This window comes from Meishania litoralis, assembly GCF_042611095.1.
Classification (GTDB): Bacteria; Bacteroidota; Bacteroidia; order Flavobacteriales; family Flavobacteriaceae; genus Meishania; species Meishania litoralis.
Window position 1 is genome coordinate 559,319 of the sequence record NZ_JBHFPV010000001.1, and the last position, 26,615, is coordinate 585,933.

19 protein-coding genes are annotated in these 26,615 nt (G+C 41.1%); 6 read left to right on the top strand and 13 right to left on the bottom strand.

Annotation, left to right across the window (positions count from 1 at the left end):
• Window positions 1–4: 4 nt before the first annotated feature.
• The 5 genes from ACEZ3G_RS02580 to ACEZ3G_RS02600 form a co-directional block, all read right to left on the bottom strand.
• Window positions 5–217, bottom strand: a complete 213-nt coding sequence (locus ACEZ3G_RS02580) for a hypothetical protein (RefSeq protein ID WP_432423911.1) — start codon at window positions 215–217, stop codon at window positions 5–7.
• A 243-nt stretch (window positions 218–460) separates the two neighbouring features.
• On the bottom strand, window positions 461–1,198 hold the full coding sequence (locus ACEZ3G_RS02585) for a LytR/AlgR family response regulator transcription factor (protein WP_432423912.1): 738 nt from the start codon (window positions 1,196–1,198) through the stop codon (window positions 461–463).
• Window positions 1,195–3,387, bottom strand: coding sequence for a tetratricopeptide repeat-containing sensor histidine kinase (locus tag ACEZ3G_RS02590; protein ID WP_432423913.1), 2,193 nt, complete (start codon window positions 3,385–3,387; stop codon window positions 1,195–1,197). Before ACEZ3G_RS02590 ends, ACEZ3G_RS02585 begins: the two co-directional genes overlap by 4 nt.
• 6 nt (window positions 3,388–3,393) lie before the next feature.
• On the bottom strand, window positions 3,394–5,490 hold the full coding sequence (locus ACEZ3G_RS02595; protein WP_432423914.1) for a tetratricopeptide repeat protein: 2,097 nt from the start codon (window positions 5,488–5,490) through the stop codon (window positions 3,394–3,396).
• Window positions 5,491–6,318: 828 nt separating this feature from the next.
• Window positions 6,319–7,767 (bottom strand): amidohydrolase family protein, encoded by a 1,449-nt coding sequence (locus tag ACEZ3G_RS02600; RefSeq protein WP_432423915.1) that lies wholly within the window; start codon window positions 7,765–7,767, stop codon window positions 6,319–6,321.
• 167 nt (window positions 7,768–7,934) lie between these two features.
• Here ACEZ3G_RS02600 and ACEZ3G_RS02605 point away from each other — a divergent pair, with 167 nt between their 5' ends.
• The gene (locus tag ACEZ3G_RS02605; protein ID WP_432423916.1) at window positions 7,935–8,570 is read left to right on the top strand and encodes a SanA/YdcF family protein; all 636 of its coding nucleotides are present in this window, start codon (window positions 7,935–7,937) and stop codon (window positions 8,568–8,570) included.
• Between the two features lie 52 nt (window positions 8,571–8,622).
• The gene (locus ACEZ3G_RS02610; protein WP_432423917.1) at window positions 8,623–9,876 is read left to right on the top strand and encodes an NRAMP family divalent metal transporter; all 1,254 of its coding nucleotides are present in this window, start codon (window positions 8,623–8,625) and stop codon (window positions 9,874–9,876) included.
• Between the two features lie 357 nt (window positions 9,877–10,233).
• Here ACEZ3G_RS02610 and ACEZ3G_RS02615 read toward each other — a convergent pair whose 3' ends face one another.
• The 7 genes from ACEZ3G_RS02615 to ACEZ3G_RS02645 form a co-directional block, all read right to left on the bottom strand.
• Window positions 10,234–12,177 (bottom strand): OmpA family protein, encoded by a 1,944-nt coding sequence (locus tag ACEZ3G_RS02615; protein WP_432423918.1) that lies wholly within the window; start codon window positions 12,175–12,177, stop codon window positions 10,234–10,236.
• Between the two features lie 11 nt (window positions 12,178–12,188).
• Window positions 12,189–13,181 (bottom strand): PorP/SprF family type IX secretion system membrane protein, encoded by a 993-nt coding sequence (locus tag ACEZ3G_RS02620; RefSeq protein WP_432423919.1) that lies wholly within the window; start codon window positions 13,179–13,181, stop codon window positions 12,189–12,191.
• Window positions 13,181–16,900: a T9SS type B sorting domain-containing protein gene (locus tag ACEZ3G_RS02625; RefSeq protein WP_432423920.1), complete on the bottom strand. Its 3,720-nt coding sequence runs from the start codon at window positions 16,898–16,900 to the stop codon at window positions 13,181–13,183. Before ACEZ3G_RS02625 ends, ACEZ3G_RS02620 begins: the two co-directional genes overlap by 1 nt.
• Before the next feature lie 228 nt (window positions 16,901–17,128).
• Entirely contained in the window at window positions 17,129–18,013 is an 885-nt protein-coding gene (fabD, locus tag ACEZ3G_RS02630; protein WP_432423921.1) for an ACP S-malonyltransferase, read from the bottom strand.
• Window positions 18,014–18,152: 139 nt separating this feature from the next.
• Window positions 18,153–18,662, bottom strand: coding sequence for a gamma carbonic anhydrase family protein (locus tag ACEZ3G_RS02635; protein ID WP_432423922.1), 510 nt, complete (start codon window positions 18,660–18,662; stop codon window positions 18,153–18,155).
• Window positions 18,663–18,688: 26 nt separating this feature from the next.
• A complete protein-coding gene (locus ACEZ3G_RS02640; RefSeq protein ID WP_432423923.1) occupies window positions 18,689–19,417 on the bottom strand; it encodes a LytR/AlgR family response regulator transcription factor in 729 nt (242 codons plus the stop codon).
• 87 nt (window positions 19,418–19,504) lie between these two features.
• Window positions 19,505–21,709 (bottom strand): tetratricopeptide repeat-containing sensor histidine kinase, encoded by a 2,205-nt coding sequence (locus ACEZ3G_RS02645; protein WP_432423924.1) that lies wholly within the window; start codon window positions 21,707–21,709, stop codon window positions 19,505–19,507.
• A gap of 260 nt (window positions 21,710–21,969) precedes the next feature.
• Between ACEZ3G_RS02645 and ACEZ3G_RS02650 the strand changes: the two genes are divergently transcribed.
• Window positions 21,970–23,154 (top strand): vWA domain-containing protein, encoded by a 1,185-nt coding sequence (locus ACEZ3G_RS02650; RefSeq protein ID WP_432423925.1) that lies wholly within the window; start codon window positions 21,970–21,972, stop codon window positions 23,152–23,154.
• A gap of 48 nt (window positions 23,155–23,202) precedes the next feature.
• Here the strand turns inward: ACEZ3G_RS02650 and ACEZ3G_RS02655 are convergent, their stop codons facing one another.
• Complete coding sequence (locus ACEZ3G_RS02655) at window positions 23,203–24,213, bottom strand: PorP/SprF family type IX secretion system membrane protein (protein WP_432423926.1); 1,011 nt, start codon at window positions 24,211–24,213, stop codon at window positions 23,203–23,205.
• Window positions 24,214–24,332: 119 nt separating this feature from the next.
• Between ACEZ3G_RS02655 and ACEZ3G_RS02660 the strand changes: the two genes are divergently transcribed.
• The 3 genes from ACEZ3G_RS02660 (at window position 24,333) to ACEZ3G_RS02670 (ending at window position 26,575) form a co-directional block, all read left to right on the top strand.
• Entirely contained in the window at window positions 24,333–25,235 is a 903-nt protein-coding gene (locus ACEZ3G_RS02660; protein ID WP_432423927.1) for a NifU family protein, read from the top strand.
• A 77-nt stretch (window positions 25,236–25,312) separates the two neighbouring features.
• Window positions 25,313–25,513 carry a dodecin family protein gene (locus ACEZ3G_RS02665; protein WP_432423928.1) on the top strand — a complete coding sequence of 67 codons (201 nt, stop codon included), beginning with the start codon at window positions 25,313–25,315 and terminating at the stop codon, window positions 25,511–25,513.
• Window positions 25,514–25,732: 219 nt separating this feature from the next.
• Window positions 25,733–26,575, top strand: coding sequence for a mechanosensitive ion channel family protein (locus tag ACEZ3G_RS02670; protein ID WP_432423929.1), 843 nt, complete (start codon window positions 25,733–25,735; stop codon window positions 26,573–26,575).
• The last annotated feature ends 40 nt before the right edge of the window (window positions 26,576–26,615 follow it).

Below are 26,615 nucleotides of genomic sequence, written 5' to 3' on the forward strand. Positions count from 1 at the left end.
AAAATTATTCTTCGCTATCCCTTCCAAAAAGAAAGAACAATGCACCTCCGCCGAGGATCAAAAGGATTCTAACGACCCATCCCATGCCAGTGCCCCACATATCTACCCATGCGAGCAATCTGATATTGTAGTTGAAAATGGATAGCAACATGGATATGATGCCCATGGCCGCAAGTACAAGGCCGGCCTGACCTAATTTTGGTTTGATGTTTTCCATACGATTTGTTTTTATTGGTTTACGCCATTCCAGACATGGAACCACCCGAGGAAAAGGGAAATTTTAGTAGGTAATTCCAAGTAAGAAATGGTTCTCGCAGTATAAAGGTGCGCTAATGATATGGAAAGGAAAACAGCAAATACTTATCCGTTGACCATCAACACATATATGCGACATTTGACCAAAAATGCGTTTTGATCAACCTGATGCCAATTGCTGTATTCTCGCTTTGGAAAGAGGAATTTAAAGGCTGTTGTACTTAAGAAAAGTAGCTATAAAAGCTTCTTTTTTACGCGAGGAAACAGGTATTTTTTTTCCGTTTTTCAGATAGATGGTTCCTGATTTATCGTACTTGTCGATGTACTTTAGGTTAACCATAAAAGATTGGTGCGGCCGTGTGAAATTTACTTTTTCAAGTTGTTCTTCATATTCCTTTATAGGTTTTGAGGCCACATATTTTTTATTATTGGACAAGTAGAACGTAGTATAGCCCTTGTCAGATTCACAGTATAGCAATTCTTTGAGGTCAATGACTTGAAAACTGTCGCTCAATGAAAGTACCAAAGTGGCATCATCTTGGTGCCAGACTTTTTTGGCGGTGTTCAATTGCTTTTTCTGTTCCGAAATAGGCAAGGACTTGATTTTCTTGAGGGCCGCTTCCAATTCGTCAAAGTCAACAGGTTTTAACAAGTAATCGACCGCGCCAGCCTTTAATGCTTTTAAGGCATATTCTTCATAGGCAGTAATGAAAATGGTCTTAAAATCAAGATTTTCGGTTTGGTCAAGAAAATCGAACCCGGTACCATCGGTAAGGTTAATGTCTAAAAATACCAGTTCTGGTTTGCAGGCATTGGCGACCACCACAGCCTCTTTTACCGAAGTACATTCGCCGATAATCGCTACCTCGGTTTCAACCTTTTCCAAGAGATTTATCAATCCTTTTCTAATGTAGACTTTGTCCTCAACGATAAGTGCCTTCATGAATTCTCGATAATTTTATAGGGAACAATCAAAACGACCTTAGTTCCCTGTTCATCGTCCTTTTTTCTATCCTCAATGGTGATGCCGCCGGGTACTTTAAAATCTTTGCCCAAAATTTCTAACCGCTCCTTGGTGATGGTCGTTGCAAGGGACTTCTTCTTAGTATTCGGTTTGCTTGATGTAGTATCGATTCCTAAGCCGTTGTCCGTTATGGTACAGCTTAATTTGTTATGCTCAAAAGTGAGGTGGATTTCTATTTCACGATGTTCTTGATCGGCCATAAAAGCATGTTCAATGGCATTTTCGATAAAGGGCTGGATGAGCATTGGTGGAATCAAAAAGAGGTTGATGTCTATGTTTTCATCAACCAACAGGTTATACTCGTAGGGAGGGTCGGCATCCAAATTTTGCAGGATCATATAGTTGTCAATGGCATCCAGTTCTTGTATAAGGGGCACGACCTTGTCACGTGAATTTTCCAATACAATGCGCAACAGTTTGGAGAATTTTGTAAGGTAGGTAATTGATTTTTTTTCTTCCCCATTGAGGATCATACCTTGTAAAACCGAAAGTGAATTAAAGATAAAGTGCGGGGTCATTTGAGAGCGCAACAGTTTTTGTTCGGTAACGATATGCTCGTTCTTAACCTTTATGGTGTTGAATTTCTGAAGGAAGATCATTGAGCCCGATACAATGGATAAGACCAGTATACCAATAATGGCCCAGAGGTAATTTTGCCGCGATTTTGCAAGGTCTTGTGATGTGTCCAAGACCGTTTTGGTAAGCTTCAGTTCACGTATACTTGCAGAATCCAAGGCCTGTTTGTACTTGTACTCATATTCCAGTTGGGCTATTTTTTCAATATTCTTTTTGTTGAAAATGCTGTCGTTCAATATTTTAAATTGTTGGTGGCTTTCAAGGGCTTTTTTGTAGTTTCCCAGGTTTTGGTATATGATTGAAAGCAAACTGTATGCATCCCTTTGATAATCAATAACCCCGATACTGTTCGAAAGTTCTTTGCTTTTCAATACATTCAATAGGGCTTCATCATATTTTTCTTGGTTAGTGTATACTTTTGCCAATCCTAAATAGGAATAACACAATCCCAATTGACTTCCAATATCAAGATTGATTTCCTTGGCCTCCAAAAATTTTTGAAGTGCAACTGAATTATCATTGATTCCCAAATAAACATCGCCCATATTGATCAAACATCGCGCAATATTGTCTTTGTCATTGATTGATTTACTTAATTTCAAGGCGTCTTCAAGATAAACAAGCGCATTTTTATAGTCTTGTTTCTGTTTGTAGACAACGCCTATGTTGTTTAGTGTTAATGCTTTGTTCTTTTTATGAACATTTTTCTCACGAATCTTTAATGATTCCTTATAGTTTGCAATTGCCTTGTCATATTCTTTATTGTTTTTATAGAGTATGCCAATGTTATTCAAAACAGAAGATATACCTGCCGTGTCCTTAGTTGTTTTATAAATAGATAAGGATTTGTTGTAGTATTCCAGGGCAAGAGGGTAATTCCCTTTGTGCAGATGGGTGGACCCCATATTATTAAAGCAGCTTGATAATTCCAATTTGTTATCGAATTCCATATTTAAATCAATGGCGTAATTCAAATATTCCTGAGCTTTTTCGTAATTGCCCATATCCAAATAACAGAATCCTATATACTTTAAATTTATCGCTGCGGTTTTTGATTGACCAATCCGTTTGGCAATGTTTACGGACTTCTTGTAATTTTCAATGGATTTAGTGTAGTCAAAATCATTATAATAAGCTAGTCCAATCTCTGCATAGCAATCGGAAACGGCTCTTTCATCCCCACCTTCTTCATATAGTGAAAGTGACTTCTTGAATAGTTCTATTGCTTTTTGATTATTTGATTCAGAAGACTGGATAAGGCCATTTATGTATAAATTTCTCGCCTTGCCCTTTTTGAAATCGATCATATGCAACAGGTCATCCGATTCATCTAAATACTCAAGTGATTTTACTAAATCACTGCTGAAATAAGAAAAGGCCAAGTCATTTAAGAGATTCACTCTTACAGTATCCATTTCAGAATGAAGCTTCAATTCGTTTTTTATACTATCTATTTTCTTGGTCTGCCCCCTAACGCTCCCTATAATTAAGAGAACAATAAAAAGTAAAGTATTTTTAACTAGTGTAGCCATTCTCTATTATGCAGATGCAGGGTTAAGTTTATATGGAATAACCAGTGCGACTTTTGTTCCCCGTACATTGTCTTTTATTCTGTCCTCTATTTTTACGTCACCTGGCATTTGAAAATCCTTTGCCAGTAATTGAAGTCGTTCCCTTGTTATGGTCGTGGCCAAAGATTTCTTATTTCCATTGGTTTTTGTGGAAATTGCATCTATACCGATCCCGTTATCCACTATGGTACAGCTCAATTCGTTATGAGTAAAAGAAATATGGACGTTTATTTCACGATTTTCTTGGTCTGGCAAATAAGCATGTTCGATCGCATTTTCTATAAAAGGTTGAATGAGCATGGGCGGGACCAAAAACAGGTTAATATCTATGTTTTCGTCAACTACCAGACTATAATCATAGGGAGGGTAGGCATCCAAATTCTGTAAAATCATATAGTTGTCGATGGCATCAAGCTCTTGAATTAAAGGAACGACCTTGTCTCGGGAGTTTTCCAGAACGATGCGCAGCAGTTTTGAGAATTTGGAAAGGTAGGTGATGGATTTTTTCACCTCTTTGTTCAAGACCATCCCCTGTAATACCGAAAGCGAGTTAAAGATAAAATGGGGGGTCATTTGCGAGCGCAACAGTTTTTGCTCGGTCACGATGTGCTGGTTCTTGATTTTAACGGACCTGTATTTTTGATAGAACACAAAGGAACCTGACATTATAGAGGTGACCAGGAAACCGATAACGGCCCACAGGTAGTTTTGTTTGGTCTTTGCCAAGTCTTGCGAGGTACTCAAAATGGTCTTGTTCAATTTGAGTTCCCGGATACTGGCCGAGTCCAAGGCCTGTTTGTATTTATACTCATATTCGAGTTGGGCGATTTTTTCAATATTTTCCTTATTGAAAAGACTGTCGTTCAATATTTTGAATTGTTTGTGGCTCTCAAATGCTTTTTTGTATTGCCCCATGTTTCTGTATACTTCTGAAAGTAATTCTTCCGCTTTTTTCTGAGTTTCAAAAAGATTAAGCGCTTGAGCAACTTTTCTTCCTTTTAAAATATATGAAAGGGCATTATCATATTGTTGTTCAAGTATATATGACTCAGAAATTCCTAAATAATCATAAGCTATTCCACTCTTGTTGTCAATTTTCCGGTTGATGTTGTTTGCCAAGACAAAATTTTCGCGTGCAATTGATGGTCTTTTAATCAATAAATTAACTGCACCGATATTTTGAAAGCATATGGCAACCTGTTTTAAATTGTTAATTTCCTGACTTGTTGCAAGAGATATGCGGTAATATTCAAGCGCTTCTTCATAATCCTTTTCATTCTTATAAATATTACCAATGTTGATATTGTTTAAGGCGATAATGCTCTTAAAATCATTTTGTTCTGAAATACTCAAGGATTCTTCCAAATAGTCCAAAGCTTTATTTTCTTGCCCAATTAGGGTATAGATTTCCCCTAAATTGTTTAATGTGGTTGCAATACTCCAAGAATCGCTTGTTCTTTTATTGTATTCCAGACTTTTATTATAATATTCTATGGCCTTTGGATAGTTGCCCCGTGTTTTATAAACACCCCCCAAATTACTGTGCACATAGGATATGCCATCGTCGTCTTTGATTGCCACACTTTGACCCAATGCCTTTTTATATTGTATAATTGCTTCGTTATATTTTCCTATTTCAGTATAGGCATTGGCCATGTTTATTAAAATGGTTATTAGCTCTCTTTGGTTCCCGAGTTTTTTGTAGACTTCAAATGCTTTATTATAAGATTTTAATGCTTCATCATATTGGGATTGATCATATTGCGTGATACCAAATGCCGTGTAATTCCCTGCAATTCCCTCTAGATTATTTATGGATTGATTAAGTTCCAGCGAACGTTCAAAAAGATTCAAACTGGCCGTATAGTTCGATTTTCTATTTTCCAGAATTCCTTGCAAGTACAGAATCTTTGCCTTTCCTTTTGTATAGTTTAGGCTATCACTTAAAACTTCAGCTTTCTCTATATAAAATTTGGTAGCTTCCAAATCACTCTGAAAATTCGCAAAGGCTAACTCGTACAAGAGAAGTACTCTAATGGAATCATTGCCTACATGATTTTCCAACACTGTTTTTAAGCTGTCAACTTGACTTTGTTGTGACTTAACCGAAACCGTTTTAAGAAAAATAATGACAAGGAAAATTATATAGTAGAAACTAGAAACTGGGTAAGTCAATTTAATTGATATGCTTCTTTTTCGTGTGGATTTGGCAAATAAATGCATAGTTAAAATCGCAAAAACCCTAATACTGAAGGAACATTCATTTTCTATCTCTTCAAATCCTTTTTAATAGACAAAATACGGATTTAACTATATGTAATTGGGTAAGAAAAAGGTTTTATTTGAAAAAAGGGATATGTAATGTTTATTGGGTGCTTTTGAATCAATATCCGTAATGACCTGACAAATAAATGTAGGTGGAATAGGTTGGCCAAAAACATATGGTCTAACATCACTAACCTAAAAGAAAAGTTCACTCTTGGAGTATTTAAGCCACCTTTTTATTACCGGAATCACAATTTGTTGAGGCAAACAAACAGGGGGTGTAACCAAAATTTGATATCCCACAACCAACAAAAATCAAATTAGTAAAATCCATGTTGTACATACAAATAGGTTTTGCTACTTTCCATTTAATGCAAATAGAAATATTGCGACATTTCAAATCACGCCGAACGATCCCCGAAATGCGTAAAATTTCTCGACAATAACTAGAAATCTATAACCTTATCATGGGTATCATCGATATCTTGGCGCATAAAATTCGCTTGATAATTTATGGTCGTTGTATGGGAGTTAGGGCAATACCGCTTTTGCAAAATTTGAAGCGGAATGGTATTCCCAACTATAAAGCCTAAACCTTATTTTATTTAAAGACAAAAAATGAAAACTTCATCGATTTACCGACCTTTCGACCATGGCCAGCTCTTTTTGCAAGCGCTCATAATCAAAAACCTCTCCTTTAAGCACGACCGCATTGATCCGTTTTGTGTTTTCGATATCTTCCAATGGATTGGCATCCAACAGTACCAAATCAGCTAATTTCCCTTCATCGACACTTCCCTGAACATTTTCTTTTTCAAAGTACAAGGCGGGATTCAGCGTGGCCGTTCTTAGGGCTTCTGCGGGAGTCAACCCCGATTCGACCAGCATCTGCAATTCGTAGTGCAGGCTCAAACCCGGAAAACAAAGGGGGTTGGCCCCAACGTCGGTACCTGCCAAAAGGCCCACTCCTGCAGTATTCATTTCGCCGATGCGCTCTTTGTACGCTTCGACCAATTTCTTCTTTACCATTATGATTTTAGGCAGTCTGTTCTGTAAATGATCATTATTTTCAGGTTTCCAATAATTTCTCATATACATGGGCAAGTACTTAAAATGGATGCTGTCTTTTAATATTTCCTGTTCAAAATAAGCATTCTTGTACCACATTGAGATGGTAGGTGTGTGCCACGTTTCATTTTTCACGAACGTTTCATATAATGTTCGCGCTTTTTCCTCGTCATAAGTATCCAGCATCAGTTCGTTTCTATAGACATATTTATCAACGGGATTAGTAATATCTCCATAATCTACCTCTTTTGCATAGAGCTGATCCGCCCGGGCCGAACAGTCCATCAACAGGTTCAATAGATGTTCCTGGCTTTTCATTCCCGCTATGGAAGCCTCGGCCGTGGTGACCGTGAGCGGCACATGACCCACATGCGGAAAATCCAATTGCCTGGCATATTTGCTCAATTCGAAATAGATGCTGTCGGGCAGCAAGGAATAAATCTTTAAAAAATCGGCACCCGAATTTTTAAGGGAGTCGACCATTGGTTTTACCTTGCTGAGATCGGAAATGCCCACAGACCCGTCCCACATGGGATTAGGCCCATCGATCAGGGGGCCACAAGCAACAATTTCAGGTCCGACCAATTCCTTGGATCTGATCTTGGTTCTCCACTTTTCGATTACTTCCATACTGCCCGCCATATCGCGAATGCCGGTCACACCATAGCGTACAAAGAGTGGCATTAATTGGTCTCGACTGTATTCGTCCGGATCCATGCGCCACATCTCGGGATCATCAGGATGGGCATGCATATCCCATAATCCGGGAATGATGTATTTGCCCGATCCATCGATTATTTCATTATTGCTTTTAGTTTGTTCTTTATGGTCTCTAATTTGAACAATTCGATCTCCATTGATCCAGATATCCTTCTTGGCCGCAAGCAGATTACCCTTCTTTACATCGACTACCCAAACATTCTTGATCAGTAACGTTGCATCGATCTTCTGTTCAGTACATCCGACCGACATACACAAAATGAGAAATAAAATCGCTATTTTTTGCATGAGTGCTACAAATATGAACGAACAATTTACTCAATATTTTTTTATGACTTTATGGTAATAAATTATGCTGGCCACGATGCTACTCGGGTAGATTTACCATATGGTTGTCTCAAATAATAGGAGGTAATCGACTTGCTTTCGCTATCTTTAAAACCTACTAGACGGCTATGAAAAAGAAATATCTGAGATTTATAGGACTGGCTGTATCGATTCCCTTTTTGCTTGTTTTTTTTTCCAACTTCGTAATTGATTACGCGGCAGATGGCAAGACTTATAACGAAGTTAATGCTATTCCAAAAAATAGGGTAGGATTGATTTTGGGGACTTCAAAAAAAATCAAGGGAGGAGCGCCAAACCCATATTACACGTATAGGATCGATGCGACCGTAAGACTTTACAAATCAGGGAAAATAGATTTTGTACTCGTGAGCGGTGACAATGGCACCATTTACTATAACGAGCCGACGACAATTCAAAAAGACTTGGTAAAAAGGGGGATTCCCAAAAACAAGATTTTTCTAGACTATGCGGGTTTTAGAACCCTTGATTCGGTCATTCGTGCAAAAGAGGTTTTCGGACTTGAAAGTGTCACCATTATATCGCAAGAATTCCATAATAAAAGAGCCGTTTATCTTGCAGAGAAAAAAGGAATGAAGGCCATCGGTTACAATGCCAAGGATGTTTCAGGCCGACAAGGATTCAAGGTACGTTTTAGGGAACATCTCGCAAGGGTTAAAGTATTCATCGATTTAACTTTCAATACCGGACCCAAATTCTACGGTGAAAAAATCAAGATCGAATAAGGGTCGTTTCTTGTTCTAAAATTGCTATTTTAGGGGAAACAACCGACCATATATGCCCAGCTTCAAAACCCTGATCAAAAACCTTGGCCCGGGACTATTATTCGCCAGCATGGCCATCGGCACCTCTCATTTGGTTTTATCGACAAAGGCAGGTGCCCAATACGGTTGGGTAATGGCCATACCCATAATTCTTGCAAATATTTTCAAATATCCCTTTTTTGAATTCGGGGTGCGTTATACGAATGTCACCGATAAAACGTTGATCGAAGGCTATCTAGATCGAGGAAAAGGTTATCTGTGGTTCTATGCAGGCATTACGCTTGTAACCACCTTTACGATACTAGCCGCTTTGTACACCGTTACGGCGGGCCTTTTCATCAACCTGTTCAAGGTTTCGAACGCATCGATAAGCCTCGTAGCGCTAGGGCTCTTCGTTCTTATCAGTACCCTGTTGATTATCGGGAAATACCGATTTCTCGAAACTTCGTTAAAATTTGTAGTTACCGTATTGTTCATAGCTCTTGTGGTAACAACCGCCCTCGTTGTTTTTAAAGGACAGGTCGAACCGGTAGAAAATTTTGAACCGACCCCTATTTTCAACGAGATGGGTATATTGTTTCTGATCGGTTTAATGGGGTGGATGCCGACTACCGTAGAGGCCTCGAGTTGGGTCAGCCTTTGGAGCATTGAAAAATGGAAGGGTGAAAATCAAAAACCTGCTCTCAACGAATCGCTTCAAGAGTTCAACGTCGGCTACATTATAACAGGTGTCTTGGCGCTTTTCTTTTTGGCCATTGGTTGCTTGACATTGTACGGCACGAATACCGAATTAAGTGGAAATGCCGTTACATTTGCCGATCAGGTCGTCAACCTTTTCACCACGCACATTGGGTCATGGGCTTATATTTTTATCGCCATCTCGGCTTTTGCCACAATGTTCAGCACTTGCATGACCGCGCATGACGCCGTCGCAAGGGTAAGCGTCGATATTATCGACCTATTGACCCCAAAAAAAGTTCTGAGTGGCAAAAAGGGTATTTTTGCCCTAGCGGTAATTGTCTTGGCTTCGGTTAATTTTGTGGTGATATCCGCTTTTTCTGCCAATATGGGCCAATTGGTGGCCTTGGCCACTTTCGTCTCTTTTGTGGTTGCCCCAATAATAGGGTATATGAATTTGAAAAATGTTATGAGCGATGATCTGCCCAAAGCGCAACGACCTAAAAAATGGTTGCAATATTTGACCTATGCCGGTATCGTTTTCCTATCATTTTTTTCGCTGCTTTACTTTTGGATGGTCGTTTTTTAACTCAAGTTTTTTCCTTCATTTTAAAGGCAAACCTAAATTTTCGGCAATTTATTTAACATTCCAAAACGAAGGTTTAGCAATTGATCAACGCCTCTTTCTTGTATTTCGCCGTTTCGTTATTAACCTTTGCCATCACAAATGATAAATGAAGAGGAATGAAATTAGTGGATATCAGCAGAAAAACAAAAAACGAGAAAAGATACACCCGCAAAATGGGAATGTTCTACACCAAGGTTACTTGTATCAAAAAACGGTTTTTTGACATATCAGTCAAAACCTTACACAAATATCGAAATACATACTACGGAGAGGTTAAGGACTGTAGCGATTGTATTCTTGCCTCTTAAATGGTTCTGATCAAAGTTCATCAAGGTTTTCCACAACGAACAAGGTTCTTGCGTTTTGATCATGCAAGAAATCAAGACAATAGACCCCGTCTTTGCAATCATTGACCAATTGCGACTCACCATAGCCCATAGCACCTGTTATGACAGAAGAAGGCACGCCTTTGGCCAAGATAAAGTTTTTAATGGCATCTGCGCGCTGTTGCGAAAGTCTTTGGTTCGTATTACGATTTCCGCGGCTATCGGTATGCGATTCGATTCGCAATTTCATTTCGGGAAAACTCTTGATCGCTGCAACCACTTTATCCAATTCGGTGGAAATTTCAGGGGTTATATCGCTTTTCCCTTTTTCGAAAGAGAACTCATCTAATTTAATTACCTGTTTAGCTTCTTTTTCCACCACCAAATCAACAAGTTCGACCATATCGATCTGAAACGATTGTCCTGAAATTTTATTCAATTCTTCTTTACCGATAGTTCTGCTATAATGGGAATGGTTCTCTTTATTGGCTTCGATCATTATATTATCCCGCCACGGGATTTCGATTCGGTACTGCCCATTTAAGTCGGAAATGACCTGCTTGATAAGCTGTCCATCACTATCCATGATCTTGACCGTTGCCTCCGGGATGCCCAGGTCTGATTTTGGTTTTGCGACCTTTCCACTCAAAACCAAGGTCTTAAGTCCCGGAAGTTCACTTACCATGAATCCGTAGATGTCATCTTTACCCTTTCCGCCTGGTCTGTTCGAGGCGAAATATCCTAAATAGCCTTTATCACCTTCATTTTTGATAATAAACCCAAAGTCATCATAGGGCGAATTTATTCCTGCGCCCAGATTCACCGGTATACTGAAACTATCATCAGCCTGAAACGAAGTCTTGTAAATATCCATTCCGCCCAAACCATAAAAAATATCGGAGGAAAAATATAGGTTATTTTCATAAATAAAGGGCGCTATCTCATTGCCGGCAGAATTTATTCGAGGGCCTACATTAATGGGTTCGGACATGATCTGCGTATTGTTCGTATGTACATAGTAGATATCGGTACCGCCATAACTATCTTCAAAGTTGGCCGCAAAATACAGCCTCCCCGTAGCTTCATCATAAAAAGGATAATAGAAGGATGTACTCAGGTCTTTGAGCAAATAATAGAAAGAACGATCTGGGCCGGAGGAACTTCTTGCCAATGCGATGGCCAAAGAGTTCTTTCCATTATCATCAAACAACAATTGATCATCTTCTTCATTTGAGATCACGTAGAAGATTTTACCCAGCGAACTTTCATAATAGGGTGTCGATTTATGGAATTTGGAAGCAGGAATACCTTCAAATAAATTCGGATTTACCACATCGCCATCGCCTCCTATACGACCTAAATAGATATCCAAATAGGCTTCGCCCGACGGACCGTAGATTTTTTTGTGTTTGTGCCCCCTACTACTACTGAACAAAAGTTTGTCGTTCATAAACGACGGTGAAAAATCGGTTTGGGCACTATTGCCATTGATACCAAAGACTTGAAAAGCTGTTTCGTTTTCAGAATTGGAACCCAAAAGCTCAAGGTTGAAGTCGGCATTCTCCATCAACTCATCAGACAATAATCCGTTCTTCTTTGCCAAAAGCGATTCAATGCTATCTCTTTGGGCGGTCTTCGCCAAACTCTGCAACATTTTGTTGAACCTATGGCTTTTTATAATGGTATCTTTTCTATAAATGTCGGTGTAAATTTTAACGGCATTCCTATAATTTCCTAAATGAAAATAGGCATCCGCCAAATTCAAACGTTGGGCATTGGTCAAAGGTTCTTTCCGCATTTCATCATGATACTCTGCAATCGCATCGGCATATGCATATGCATAGAAATAGTTGTCGGCTTTCGAGTTCTTTTTCTGGGCGAACAAAGAACACGCACTCATAAAAATCAATAAAACACAGAATCTTACTTTAATCATAATACACGCTATTAGAAAAACCTTGGCGTATCGATTTGTTTTGGTTTGCCTTTATTTTTAGATCTATTACCACCATTATCTTCCCCACCGCCTTTGCCCAAATAGAATTTCAATATCAACTCGTGCGAACCGCTATTGAATTTACCAATTTGGTTCGTATTGTAATCATAGGAGTATCCGGCAAACACCGAACTCGAAATTTGGAACCCCGCCAGAGCGCTCACAGCATTATTTATTCTATAGGATACACCGGCAGTGAACGCATTGTTAATTAAAAAATTCGCTGAAATATTACTGTTCAAAGGGGCACCTTGTATATAGTTGACCAAAAATGCCGGTTTGAACTTGAGTCCGTCCGACAAATCAAAAACATAACCACCTATGAAATTAAATTGCATCTTTCCTTCAACAATAGCGGCAACTTCGTCATCATATATGCCATCCGTCAAAAAATTCGGAACAGAAGCACCCAAATACCACACATCATTTTCATACATGAACAAACCGGCACCGATAGTGGGATAAAATTTGTTCACTATTCCTTGACCTCTCGGTTCGGGCCCTTCGAAAGTACCCTTAGCGTAATCTAAATTTAACAAAGCCCCTCCCAGATCTAGTCCAAAAGACAAGTTGACGTTGTCCGACATTTTTACCTGGTACGAATAGGCCAAATCGATGTAGGTCTGCGAGATCGGACCCAATTGATCGCTGATCGCATTGAATCCCAAACCGTGCTTTCTATTACCAAATGGTAAATTTACCCCTGCCCTAATCGTTCTGGGCGAACCCTCGATATCCAACCATTGTGCCCTGTACGATAAGGCTATCTCAGGATTTTGGACCGACCCCACATAAGCAGGGTTGAAACTGCCGATATTATACATATATTGGGTGTACTGAGGTTCATTTTGCGACCAAACCTGATTTATCGAAAATGCAAGAACAAGCAAACAAACGAGCCACTTTCTATATACTTCAAACCTTTTACAAGCCATTTCTGTCATTATCGTATTAACTGTATCCAGCCTTTTGCAATTTTGGCACTCTCATTTTCGATAGCTATGTTCAAAATATAAAAATAAGTACCCTCGGGAACTTCCTTACCTTTCCAAGTACCATCCCAGACCTTTTCATCGGTCATATTTCTTGCTTCGTAAACCGAGTTTCCATAGCGATTAAAGATATCAATATCGTATGTAATGTCAACCAGTTCATCCATACCGCCGGCATTCTTTCTGAGGCGGTTAATTTTCAGATCATCGTTTATGCCGTCATCATTCGGTGAAAATTGGTTGAATATGATGCCAATATCCACGACATTACGTGTAGTGATCTCTACTTCAACCTCCGATATACTATCTTCATCCCCGGCAATGCTCTCTGCGGGCGATGAGCGCATTATTTGTGCTTTGTTGACAACCGTACCGACACTTCTGAACATAACCTTGTAAGACAGTTCAATTTCTTCACCGACCGACAGGTTGTCGATAAGCCAAACCCCGGTATTCATATCAAAGGTACTTCCAACAGGCGCATTGGCCTCCAAAAACTCATAAACCACCCCATTTTCGTTCGAAAAAGTATCCTGCACCCTGATATTCGATACATTGTCGTTCAAAGATTTGTTGATAACCTTTATAAAATATTCCACCTCGACTTCATCATCAATGTCATTTATAAGGCCAAATACTTTTTTCACGCGGTTTTTGTCCGGCCCCAGTCTCGCCGTTTTCTCGACTATCAAGTTTACACCTACCGGACGGACAAAAATTATCTCTACCGAAGCCGAATTATTGGCCAAATTGCCATCTTCTGGAAGTGAGGATAACAGCTCAGCTGTATTCGTATGCACATCGCCCTCGATCACGACCGCTCTGATTTCCAAACTCAGCGACCCAAGAGGCGCTATCTCAAAAATTTGCCATTCGCCCGTATCGGGATTATAATTGCTGCCCGGAGGAGCTGTGTGCGAATCGTATTCAAAGCCTGATTCCAATAAATCACCAACGATGATGCTCCGTGCCTTTCGATCTTCAAGGTTATTCAATGTAATCGTAAAAAGCACCGTATCACCAATGGCCGCATTTTCGTTATCGACCGTCTTTAATACCTCAAGATCGATAGGTTGACAATTGGCATGATCCGGATTCGGATCACAGGGATCCAGCGGGTCACTTTCCCCTTCATCCACTGTTCCATTTCCGTTCAGGTCTTCTTCACTGTCGGGTATATCGTCACCGTCGCTATCGCAAACCCCGTTCAAAGTGTTTGGCACACAAGGGTTTAGATTTGCGGGATCCAACTGATCTACCACGCCATCATTATCTTCATCGGCCACATTGGAATCCAAAGCATCGATGATACCATCATTGTCTCCATCCAATGGGTTTTCAATATCGCCACCGACCTCAACACCATCTTGTATGCCATCATTGTCAGAATCCGCGTCTTGGGGATCGGTTCCAAGCGCTTGTTCTTGCCCCCCAAATAGCCCATCACCATCATCATCGGTGTCACAATTACTTACCGAGACCGTCACCGAAGCCGAATCGTTCTCACAGGGCGCCTGTGCATCAGAGGTTGTATAGGTAAATACATAAATACCATCGGGTGCGCCAATGAAGTCTACTGCAGTTCCATCACCCGGATCAATTGTTGCCGGACCGGAAGTAAATGTCCAAACACCTATATCGGCTCCCGTCAATTGCCCATTTAAATCAAGTACGGTATTACCATACTGCGGATTGCTACAAGAAGAGGTATCTGTCGGCGTGCCAGCAGAAGGTTGATGGGCAACAATGACCTCGACCGGTTCGCGCGTCGAAACACAACTGTTTTCTGTAGCCTCGACATAAAAAGTATACGTTACTATCCCAATACTTGCCGAAGGCGCATTGACCGTTGTTTCAAAACTTGGCCCTGAACCGATAGGTGTATCACCGTCAATAGTATCATACCAATTAAAGGTGGGATTTCCTGTAGAAGAAGCCGTTAAGGTTACTGTACCCGAACCGCATCGTTCATCGCCATTAGCTTCTGTAATGGTAGGGGTCGGTGTACTTGCAAGATTTACTACCAACGCCGGACTTGCACAAGTATTCGCCGCGTCCCAAAAAAATGCGTAGTAGGTTCCGGGCAAGGGGCTGTTTATCTGGCCGACGGTCAAATGGGCACTAGTATTTTCAAGATTGGAATCGCTACTCCATCTCAAGGTCGTGTTTGGTGGTGCCGTGCTATTCGTAAACTGGCTCAAACTAACATCGATAGTATCGCAAAAGTCGGTCTCAGGTGCGTCAGGCGCCAAGCTGGGTGCGGTATTACCCGCGATACAAGGGTCGCAGTCGGATACCGAAATACTGATGTCTGCAGTTTGGTTCACGCAGGGCGCGCCAGCAGTCAAGGTATACCTGAATACATAGGTACCCGATGGATCATTATTAAAATTGACAACGTTACTTCCATTAATACTCCCAGGATTGCCCGGGCCTGAGATGTAGGTCCAAGTTCCCCCAGGGTCTTCGCCGGTCAAACCATTATCTAGGTCAAAAGTAGTAGTGCCGAAATTATTATCATTGCAACTGGTCAAATTTGCAACAGGCGTACCCGCATCCGGTGTCTGATTAATGGTAATCGTCAATGCCGTTGAAGGACTTGCACAAGTACCAGTTGTTGACCAAAATACGGCATGATAGGTGCCAGCTGTTACAGCATTTGAGGCTGCTACCGACATCAACTGGCCCACAGTTGTAGGGTTGGCAACGGTACTCCATCTCAAAGCCGATTGAGGTGGCAGACCTCCACTGAAGAAAGTGTTCAAATTCACCGATGCGACATCACAAAACGAGGTCGGTTCATTGTCTAAAACAGGAGCTGTATCACCTGCCGGGCAATCGTTATCGACTATAGTAACCGTTCTATCGGCCGCGGGAGATGCGGCCACAGTAAATAGAGGGTCACTTGGGGTGCCCAATGTCAATATTACGGTTTCATCAGATTCGAACGTCGTATCATCAATAGGTTGGATACGTAACGTCCTTGCAAGTGTCCCCTCAGGAAAAGTCAATGTGCCCTGTTGGCCTATCACATCATAGTCAGAATTTACTCCTCCATTTGTGGCAGTTCCGGTCAAAGTATAAGGCACTGTTACCGCAGTACCGGTACCATTATCGAAATCTAAATCAATTCTAAACCGCCCTTCACCCGGGGGATCTTCCTCACCGGCATCAGGATCTAAGGTAGTAATAGTAAATTGCCCCGTGTCGTTATCCTTGACAATAATAGTTTTCGTTCTGTTGGCAATTATCGGATCTAGGCTATAGCCGAAACCCGGAAGCAAAGTGAGAATAACCGTTTCATCACCTTCGACCAAGTTGTCATCTACAATGCCTTCCACAGGAATGATTCCCTGCGACTGACCTGCAGGTATAAACAAGGTCGCAGGTATAGGGTCTCTATCTAAATTGGCCTGAGCCGTGCTTGCCGCTTCAACGGTGACATTTATGGTTCTATCAATAGCAAGACCTACTCCGGTCAAGGTGACCTGAAAAGCACCAGGATTAGCTATACCTCCAGTTTCACCCGCATCTCCATCAAGAACAGTAAGATTTGCCTGTTGAGCACTAGCCATTGACCCAATCAGTAAAAATACCATAAAAACAAACCGTGTAGCAAACGATCCGACCCCATGGCCTAGGGTAACAATAAACTCTCCTTTCAATTTCATCTGCGCAATTTTATTTCGAAGATGGCCTATTATTGAAATTAGCAATTGGCTGAACGCCTTAGCTCTGATCAATAAAGAGACTACTTCGAGCATAAAAAAAACTCACAACAATTGCGTAGGTAGGTCTGAAATGGGATTCAATATTACTAAAAAAAACGTCCTATACCTTAAATACTGGGTTAAATAAGGCTTTATCGGACAAAATACATGTTGGACCGTTTTAACTATTTACGATAATAAGACGGCCATGGTCTTCACATCACGATCTATTTTACCGACCAGGCCTTGAAGTACCTTACCCGGACCTACTTCGATAAATGTATCGGCCCCGTCAATGATCATGTTTTTTACACTTTGTGTCCATTTTACAGGTGCGGTCAATTGGGCGATCAGATTCTTTTTGATTTCCTCTGGATCAGTGACCGCAGTGGTCGTTACGTTCTGATAAATCGGACATTTCGGAGTACCGAACGTCGTGTTCTCGATGGCCGCCGCCAATTCTTCGCGTGCAGGTTCCATCAAAGGGGAATGAAATGCACCACCAACAGGTAAAACCAAAGCTCTTCTTGCCCCTGCTTCCTTTAACTTTTCACATGCCAAATCGATCGCAGCAATATCGCCGGAAATAACCAACTGCCCCGGACAATTATAATTCGCGGCGACTACGACACCTTTGGTCTCTTCACATATCTCTTCTACAATATGATCTTCAAGACCCAGAACAGCAGCCATTGTACTTGGGTTCATCTCACAAGCCTTTTGCATGGCCAAGGCCCTTTTAGACACCAATGTAAGTCCGTCGTCAAAATTCATTGTTCCATTGGCAACTAGCGCGGAGAACTCCCCTAAAGAATGACCCGCTACCATATCGGGCCTGAACTGATCACCCATCACTTTGCTCATAATAACGGAATGCAAATAAATGGCAGGTTGGGTCACCTTAGTCTCTTTCAAATCTTCCGGAGTACCTTGGAACATGATATCGGTAATCGAAAACCCCAGTATTTCATTGGCATTTTCAAACAATTCTTGCGCTACCTGGTATTTTTCATAAAGATCAAGGCCCATTCCTACAAATTGGGCTCCCTGACCAGGAAATATGTATGCGTTCATCGCCTTTTATTTAAGAGGCGCAAAAATAGCTATTTATTGTTTATTCGGTAAGCGTTCAGGACGAAAAATTGGGCAAGAAATTCAGAAAAATCCATTAATCCCTTACCTTAATAATGAAACAATCAAGTATTGAAAAACCCTACTTGAACCAACTGGAATATTTGACGTAGTTATTGGCTATCCTATCAATTTCACCGGCACTCAGTTCAGGGCTTATATCCTTTATTTTTCTTGCCGGCATACCGGCGAACACAGACCCTTCGGGAACATGGGTGCCCTTGGTCACTACAGCACCTGCCGCTATAATACTATTGCTCTCGACAATGCAGTCATCCATAATGATACTGCCCATCCCCACCAAGACGTTGTCTTTTAGGGTACAGCCATGAACAATGGCATTATGGCCGATCGAAACATTGTTCCCTATGGTCGTCGGCGATTTTTGATAGGTACAATGAATCACGGCACCGTCCTGCACGTTTACCCTATCTCCCATTTTGATGAAATGAACATCGCCACGGAGCACGGCGTTGAACCAAATACTGCAGTCATCGCCCATACTCACTTCACCGACAACGGTAGCATTTTCGGCAATAAAGCAGTTGTTTCCTATTTGCGGTGTTTTTCCATTTATCGTTTTTATTATCATAATACCGGAAGTCTAAAAGTACGACTCTAAAAATAGGCCAATAAATCTTTTTTCTTGGATGCTGAAACCATTAATTCCTTTCCATTGGAAACAATTACACTGCCCCCTTTTCCCTTTTTATACTTTACAATTTCGTTGACATTCACCAAATACGATTTATGAATACGCGCAAAAGGAAATTCTGACAGGGCGTCCTCAAAATATTTTAAGGTTTTGCTCACCAATATCTTCTTGCTTTCTAGGTGTATTTCGGTATAGTTGTCATCTGCTCTGCAAAATACAATGTCGGCAACATCCAAGACTTGAAAACCATCTTGTTGGGGCAGGGTTATCTTACCCTTTACATTCTTGATCACCGGTTGAAGGATCTGGTCGTTCAATGCCGCTTCCTTCTTTTTGATTTCACCGACATATGCTACGGCTTTCACCAGTTCATCGATATTTATCGGTTTCATCAAGTAATAGGCTGCATGGTTGTTCAATGCGTCCATTGCATAGTGGTTATATGCCGTAACGAAAACGGTTTCAAAAGTGCGATCGGGCACTTGCTCCAACAGATCGAAAGCATTGCCGAACGGCATTTCAACATCGAGAAATACAAGGTCCAATTCATGGCGATCGATAAGTTCGATACCTTCTTGAATTGAAGCTGCTTCTCCCTCGATCTTGACATCCTTGCAATACTTTGTCAAATAGTTCTTCAAGATCTCGCGACTGTTCGCTTCATCCTCCACTATGATTGTCTTTAATTCCATATATGCCTATTACTGGTCAATTCAATAAACCCCGAAATCATGCAACTTATTTTCTCCGAACGAAATTTATGCTTCGCAAAAACTCTTTCAATCTTTTTTTAACGTAAACACCACCTTCGTACCTGCCCCGTCGGTTTCGAGATCTGAAATGCTAACATCGACTTTGTCCTTATACATATCATTTAGAATTGCAATGCGTCTTTTGATATTGCCCATACCTTTGGACTTTTGCCTTTTTTGGTTACTGGTCTTCAATTCGGCGGATCTTTTTCGGCCGATACCATTATCAACAATCTCGATTTCGACCGTATCAGGACCCTTTTGGTTCAAAGCGATGCGCAAATACCCTTTTTCATTCTTGTAGCGCAGCCCATGCCAAATCGCATTTTCAATATAGGGCTGCAATAACATTGGCGGTATCCAATAGGCCTCTACATCGATTCTTTTGTCAAGATTTATTTCATAATCAAATTTATCGGAAAAACGGGAATGCTCTAATTTTGTATAGAGCTTCAACAGTTCCAATTCTTTTGCCAATGGTATGAAATCTTCCTCGGAATTTTCAAGTACCGCCCGCATCAAGGTCGAGAACTCACTTAGATAACGATTGGCACTTCTTTCATCGCTCTTGGCGATAAAATTATTGACCGAGTTCAGCGCATTGAAAATAAAATGGGGATTCATTTGTGAACGTAACGATTTCAAGGCCAAAAGGTTATTGGCCAATTTTTGTTGCTGATTGCTCCGGTAGAAAAAGAAAGCGGCCAAACCCGTCAAGACCAATCCTAAAATGAGTGAATAGATGATCCATTGCTGCATTCTATTGCTGCGCTCCACCAATTCTTGCTCGGTAAGCGCCAGGCTGTATTTGCTTTGAGACAATTCCCTTTCTTGTTCCAACCCCGAAATACGACTTTGTTTTGCCGCTATTTCCCTATTGAACCTTGCCGCCCTAGAAATCTCCTGCTCCTTGCGCACGTACAACGTATCGACCAATGCCGCATATTCTTGCAGTGTTTCCAAGGCCTTTGAATATTCGCCGCGGTACTTATAGACCTCTGAAAGTTTTCGTGTTGCATCTTTCTGAACAACAAGGTCATTTTCCACATCGGCCTCTTCGATACTCTGCTTCAAGTAAGGTATGGCCTGATCGTATTGATCTTGAACGATATAGGCATTGGCGATTTTATAATTGTTTCTTTGCGAGGTAATAGTATCAAAATTCGCCAGGCCCTTTGACACTTCAGATTCCGTCTTTGGCATCCTTTTTAGCTCATCACCTATTTTTTTCCTCATCTCGATCTCTTCGACATACTGGCTCCTCTGATTATAGAAATCGGCCACTTTTTCTTTTTCTTGAACAGCGCGTTCGGGCGCAAGGCTGCTCGATAACTTGAGGGAATTGCCGTAATAGGCCTCTGCTTCGATCAATCTATCACCTTTCGCGTAGGCATCACCTATCTTTGAGTTCAAATCGGTCATTTTTGGTGTGATCTGATTTTTCTTGGCTACGGTCAGACCTTGCTCATAGAAAGTAACGGCCATATCGATTTGATCCATACCTGCATAGGCATCTCCTAATATTTCGAACAGCTCGATTCGCTGATAAGGAATCATATCGGTGATATCGACCAACGGCAGTAATATTCTTTCGGCTTCCTCAAAATTATTGTTCAAGATGTATGTACGGCCCAGCAACAAAGTCGTACGCGAAGTTTTGTTCGCCTCAAGAGCGTCTTTATAACTGGTGATGGCCAAATCGAATTGCCTGTGGTATTGATATACTTCTCCAAGAACAGTCAGTGAAATGGCCAGCTGTTTCTTATCGGCACGTTCGCCCAATTCTTCGATAGACCGCGTAATAAAATCAATGCTCTTCGCTATATCGGAACGTTTGTAAAAGTTGGCGGAATCCAGATAAGTCCTGTGCATGGAAACCGAATTCCTTGAATCGCTATTTTTGCTTCCGTCCAAATTTGTTTCAGAATACCCTTCTACCAGAACATCGACATCTTCATCACTTTTAATGATATGCCTAACCGTTTCAAATTCGGGACTTGTAAAAACAAGTTCGTCTCCGATCGAGGCGTTTATTTTGAATCCCCCTATATCATTGGTTACGGCATACATCCCACTATTAGTGGTCACCTCAACTCCCCTGATGGGCTTATGGTTCTCCATCCCCTTCACAGAACCTTCGATTTCCACCTTGACCGCATGTTCCCGCACTTGACAAAAGACCATTGAACAGCCTAGGATAAAAAGTGACAATATATATTTCAACTGATTCATATCACTAGTTCAACAACGTAAACTTAGTTGATTTATGCGGTACTAAAAAATGGTGAAATCGACAAACAGGCCCCGAAACATGGCCTTTTTCATGCTTTGCTTAGTGGAAGTAGGTGTTTACTCATTGGGTAATCCGTTTCACTCATTATCGTTTTTTTACAAAAAATTTGAAAGATACTTTTATCCGAAAATCATTACTGGGCCATTCGTGAAAGGGCCACACATCGAAAAATAAAAAAGAGAATTAAAACCAAGATATCATGAAAAAATCAAAACAATTCTGGGCGCTATTATTTGCGCCCCTTTTTACAATCACAATATATGGTTGTGAAACTAGAAACAATAAATCGGTTCAGCCTCCGATAATTGCCCAGGCAGTCATGGCCGAACACGACCCAATGCCTGCCAGCAATGTCGTCAAAATCGCGCTACTCTTGGATACCAGTAACAGCATGGACGGACTCATTAATCAAGCCAAGGCACAACTATGGGACGTCGTCAACAAATTCACGCACGCCAAGTGCGGTAATGCCGAAAGACCAAAATTAGAGATTGCGCTTTACCAATACGGCAATGACAACCTTTCCTCCAAGGAGGGTTATATACAACAGGTCTTGAACTTTAGCAATGATCTTGACGAAATCTCTGAAAAACTATTTTCATTAACGACCAATGGTGGAGAAGAATATTGCGGTGAAGTGATCGCCACCTCTCTAAAGCAATTGGATTGGGGCAAAAACCCCGATAACCTAAAAATGATATTCATAGCGGGCAACGAACCTTTTGATCAAGGCAAGTTGAATTACACAGACGCCGTTGCCAATGCCAAGGAAAAAGACATCATCGTCAACACCATTTTCTGCGGTAATTACGAACAGGGTATTAATACCGATTGGAAAAACGGGGCGATCTTGACAGGAGGTGAATACATCGCCATTGACCATAATCGCCAAGTAGTGCACATCGAAACACCTTATGACGATATCATAATCCAATTGAATTCAAAATTGAACAACACATATATATCTTATGGATTCTTGGGCCAGTCAAGAATGAAGGCCCAGGCCGAACAAGACGCCAATGCCATGGAACTTGCCGAGGGTGTGGCCGTGAAACGAGCCGTCAGCAAGAGTTCGCGCCTTTACAGTAACTCAACCTGGGATTTGGTCGATGCATCGGAAGAAGCCGAATTCGACGTCGCAAAAATAGAACAGGAGCAACTTCCCGAAGAGCTAAAAGGGAAATCGAGCAAAGAAATCGAATCGTACATTCAAGAGAAAAAATCAGAAAGATCGTCGATACAAAAAGAAATACAGGCGCTCAATATCAAAAGGGAAGCCTATATCGCCAAAAATCAACAAGCAACCCAAAAAGGGGAATTGGAAAACGCTATGTTGAAGGCTATTCAAAAACAGGCGGCCCGAAAGAACTATACATGGGAATAGTAATTGGGCAAACTGATGGAACGAAGGGCTATTTTTAATGGCCCTTTGCTATTGTGCCGCCGGACAATAACAGTCGTATTTTCTTTCAGATTGGCCAAAGTCGTAACCGATCGTAATCTGATGGAACCCCCCGTTATCAAAGCGTATATCTCCCATTTGATACGAGTAGTTATACGAAACCATAAAATTTTTGATATTCGCACCGACTATCGGGGTAATCAATTGTAATCGCTGCTCACCAAAGCTATTCGCGGTCTGAAATTGGGCGCCGTCGAAACTTCTACGATATGACAGCCCGCCCCAAATTCTGCCAAAATCGACATCTTTATAGACCTTGGCATTGATATCCAAGGATTTCTCTTGCGTGAAGTCGGTCATTTGAAACAAGACCGAAGGCTCAAATTGCCATTCTTGTCTTCCGAAAATATACCCCGCCGAGAAAAGGTACCTGCGAAGATTATCTATCAAAAACTGTTCAGGGTTATCTTGCCTATTTCTGTAATAGAGGCTTCTTTTGCTGTTGAGCACGTTCAATACCGCAACGTGGGCATAAAATTCCATTAAGTTATAAGACATGCCAAGGTCAACATTGAAATAAGTGGCACTGATCTTAGACCCGCTTATGGCAGGATCGGGAAGTCGAAATTCAGTTTCGTCGAGACTACTTTGCAAAATAGTCGGGCTAAGACCAAAAGATATTTGATTGAGGTTTCGAATATCGCCGCCGAGCTTGAGATGATGGGCGTAGGTAACTTTCAGGCCCGTCTGTGAATGATAACCATTTGCATCGTTAAAAAAGATCGCTCCGACCCCGCTTGGGGTATCCCCTATTCTGAAGTTGGCATTAAGCGTTTGAAGATTGGGGGCATCTTGCACATCGAACCATTGCATTCTTGCGGTTGCCCTGATCTTTCCTCCTTCACCGATTCCGGCCATCGAAGGATACACCAAGTAATAATTATCCGATAAGTAATCAAAATAGACAGGAATACCTTCTTGGGCCTTGGACTGTAAACCAAACGCCAATAGGCCGAACAAAAGCAATATTCGTTGTTTCATTATAGATTTTGGGGATGCGTTAAAATCGACTAAATATAAAGTATAACGGTCGAAACACCACATTATTATATGTATATTAACTTAGAATAAGTCGTATTTTTGCACAAAATCCCGATACTATGAAAGAGTACTCGATTACCGTGGCAACTACAAACAATCCGGCTATTTTGAAGTTCGAGACCAACCATCAATTGGTAAAGTTCAAGAACTATGAGTTCAAAAACATAGACGAGGCCAAGATCTCACCACTCGCCCAGCAACTTTTTTACCTTCCTTTTATCAAAACAGTATATATATCGGGAAATTTTATAGCTCTTGAACGTTTCGATATCGTTACATGGGATGATGTCAAGGATGAAGTGGCGCAGCAATTGGTCGAGTACCTGAACGCCGGCGAACCTGTGGTCGTCGAGGAAAAATCTACCGACAAGCTGCCCGTCACGGTATATGCCGAAGTTACCCCCAACCCTTCGGTCATGAAATTCGTGGCCAACAAGAGAATCGTACCGAGTGCTTTCGAATTCAAGAACATCGATGAAGCCAAATATTCAGAGCTTGCCAAACAGTTGTTTCAGCTACCTTTTGTAAAAGAAGTTTTCTTTGACGTGAATTACGTTTCCATCAGTAAGTTCGATGTTGCCGACTGGGACGATGTAACTATGCAACTCCGTGAAATGATCCGTGATTTTTTGGCGAATGGAAAAGAGGTGGTCTCACCGAATCTCGGTTTACAAAAAAACAACGGCAACACGACAACGGAACAAAATAATGAAGACCTGGACGATACCTCAAAGGAAATAATAGCTATTCTAGAGGAATATGTAAAACCTGCCGTTGCCAGTGACGGGGGCAACATCCTTTTTAAATCCTATGAGGAAGAAAGCAAGACGGTCAATGTCATTCTTCAAGGGGCATGCAGTGGTTGCCCGTCATCTACATTCACCTTAAAAAATGGTATCGAGACCATGTTAAGAAATATGATGGGTGACCGGGTACAAGAAGTAGTGGCTCTTAACGGTTGATTTTTCGACTGGACATTTACTTTTTACTTTGAAGTATTATTTATTACCTTGTTAAAAATCTAAAAAACAATAGTATTATGGGAGTATTAAAAGTCATAGAGGTATTGGCCAATTCGAACGAGGGTTGGGAAGCAGCCGCCAAAAATGCCGTGGAAGAAGCGTCAAAGTCCGTAAAGAATATTAGGTCGGTCTATATCAACGAGCAGAGTGCCACGGTCAAAGATGGCAAAATAGACGATTATCGCGTGAACGTCAAGATTACGTTCGAGGTAAAGTAAGTCGAAAATTAAATTTTAGAAAGGTCCGTCTTTGCATTTGTTCAGAGACGGACCTTTTTTATTTCAAAGTTTAGCCTCGAGTATCCACATCTTCTATAAACCTCAAAGACCAAAACGATATGAAAGTATTTTTGTCAAAATACATTAACAATATTTTAATCAAGATTTCTTGATAGGGCACTTTCACTTTACTATGTTAGGATCAATCAATTTAATTAAATGAAAGAATTCACAAATTACAAAGAGCATATTGATAACGCCATAGACTGGGTCTGGAACGCTTTGCCAAACCTGCTCATGGCTTTCGGCATTCTAATCATCGGAATATGGATAATGCGACTTATCAATCGTTTGGTACGGAACTTTTTTGACAAAAAGGACTATGACCAAACTTTAGAGACATTTCTTCAAAGTTTCATTAGAATAGCACTAAAAGCCATACTCTTTGTACTTGTTGTAACACAGTTAGGGGTCAAATCATCTTCTTTAGTGGCCATCATAGGTGCAGCGGGACTCGCCATTGGCCTGGCGCTTCAGGGATCATTGGCCAATTTCGCGGGAGGGGTGCTCATATTGCTCTTCAAACCCTTTAAAGTGGGTGATTTTATCTCTGCCCAGGGAGTGGACGGTACGGTAAAGGAAATTACCATATTCACTACAAAACTGAACACCTTTGGTAATCAGGTAGCCATTTTACCCAATGGGCAACTAAGTAACAATAGCATAATAAATTACAATGCTGAAAAACTCCGAAGGGATAAAATCGATATCGGCATCGGTTATGGTTCGAATATCAAGAAGGCCAAGGACATCCTTTTGGAAATCTGTGAAGAAAAGGAAATAATCCTCCCCGAACCTGGGCCCGAAGTATATGTTGGCGAACTGGCCGATAGTTCGGTGAACCTCACACTAAGGTTTTGGACCGTAAATGAAGATTTCTGGTCGGCCCATTTTCATGTACTTGAAGAAATCAAATATCGATTCGACGCCGCAGGCATCGAAATTCCATTTCCACAACGAGTTGTTCACAACCATAGCGAACAGCAGAAAAAAGGTATTTGACTTTTGGCTTATTTGCCAATTTTCCTGCAAGGGTTTCATA

Coding starts and splice junctions, on each gene's coding strand:
- ACEZ3G_RS02665 (WP_432423928.1), top strand. CDS start 25,313: ATGGGAGTATTAAAAGTCATAGAGGTATTGGCCAATTCGAACGAGGGT.
- ACEZ3G_RS02640 (WP_432423923.1), bottom strand. CDS start 19,417: ATGGAATTAAAGACAATCATAGTGGAGGATGAAGCGAACAGTCGCGAG.
- ACEZ3G_RS02585 (WP_432423912.1), bottom strand. CDS start 1,198: ATGAAGGCACTTATCGTTGAGGACAAAGTCTACATTAGAAAAGGATTG.
- ACEZ3G_RS02635 (WP_432423922.1), bottom strand. CDS start 18,662: ATGATAATAAAAACGATAAATGGAAAAACACCGCAAATAGGAAACAAC.
- ACEZ3G_RS02620 (WP_432423919.1), bottom strand. CDS start 13,181: ATGACAGAAATGGCTTGTAAAAGGTTTGAAGTATATAGAAAGTGGCTC.
- ACEZ3G_RS02615 (WP_432423918.1), bottom strand. CDS start 12,177: ATGATTAAAGTAAGATTCTGTGTTTTATTGATTTTTATGAGTGCGTGT.
- ACEZ3G_RS02660 (WP_432423927.1), top strand. CDS start 24,333: ATGAAAGAGTACTCGATTACCGTGGCAACTACAAACAATCCGGCTATT.
- ACEZ3G_RS02645 (WP_432423924.1), bottom strand. CDS start 21,709: ATGAATCAGTTGAAATATATATTGTCACTTTTTATCCTAGGCTGTTCA.
- ACEZ3G_RS02605 (WP_432423916.1), top strand. CDS start 7,935: ATGAAAAAGAAATATCTGAGATTTATAGGACTGGCTGTATCGATTCCC.
- ACEZ3G_RS02650 (WP_432423925.1), top strand. CDS start 21,970: ATGAAAAAATCAAAACAATTCTGGGCGCTATTATTTGCGCCCCTTTTT.
- fabD (WP_432423921.1), bottom strand. CDS start 18,013: ATGAACGCATACATATTTCCTGGTCAGGGAGCCCAATTTGTAGGAATG.
- ACEZ3G_RS02610 (WP_432423917.1), top strand. CDS start 8,623: ATGCCCAGCTTCAAAACCCTGATCAAAAACCTTGGCCCGGGACTATTA.
- ACEZ3G_RS02655 (WP_432423926.1), bottom strand. CDS start 24,213: ATGAAACAACGAATATTGCTTTTGTTCGGCCTATTGGCGTTTGGTTTA.
- ACEZ3G_RS02670 (WP_432423929.1), top strand. CDS start 25,733: ATGAAAGAATTCACAAATTACAAAGAGCATATTGATAACGCCATAGAC.
- ACEZ3G_RS02590 (WP_432423913.1), bottom strand. CDS start 3,387: ATGGCTACACTAGTTAAAAATACTTTACTTTTTATTGTTCTCTTAATT.
- ACEZ3G_RS02625 (WP_432423920.1), bottom strand. CDS start 16,900: ATGAAATTGAAAGGAGAGTTTATTGTTACCCTAGGCCATGGGGTCGGA.
- ACEZ3G_RS02600 (WP_432423915.1), bottom strand. CDS start 7,767: ATGCAAAAAATAGCGATTTTATTTCTCATTTTGTGTATGTCGGTCGGA.
- ACEZ3G_RS02580 (WP_432423911.1), bottom strand. CDS start 217: ATGGAAAACATCAAACCAAAATTAGGTCAGGCCGGCCTTGTACTTGCG.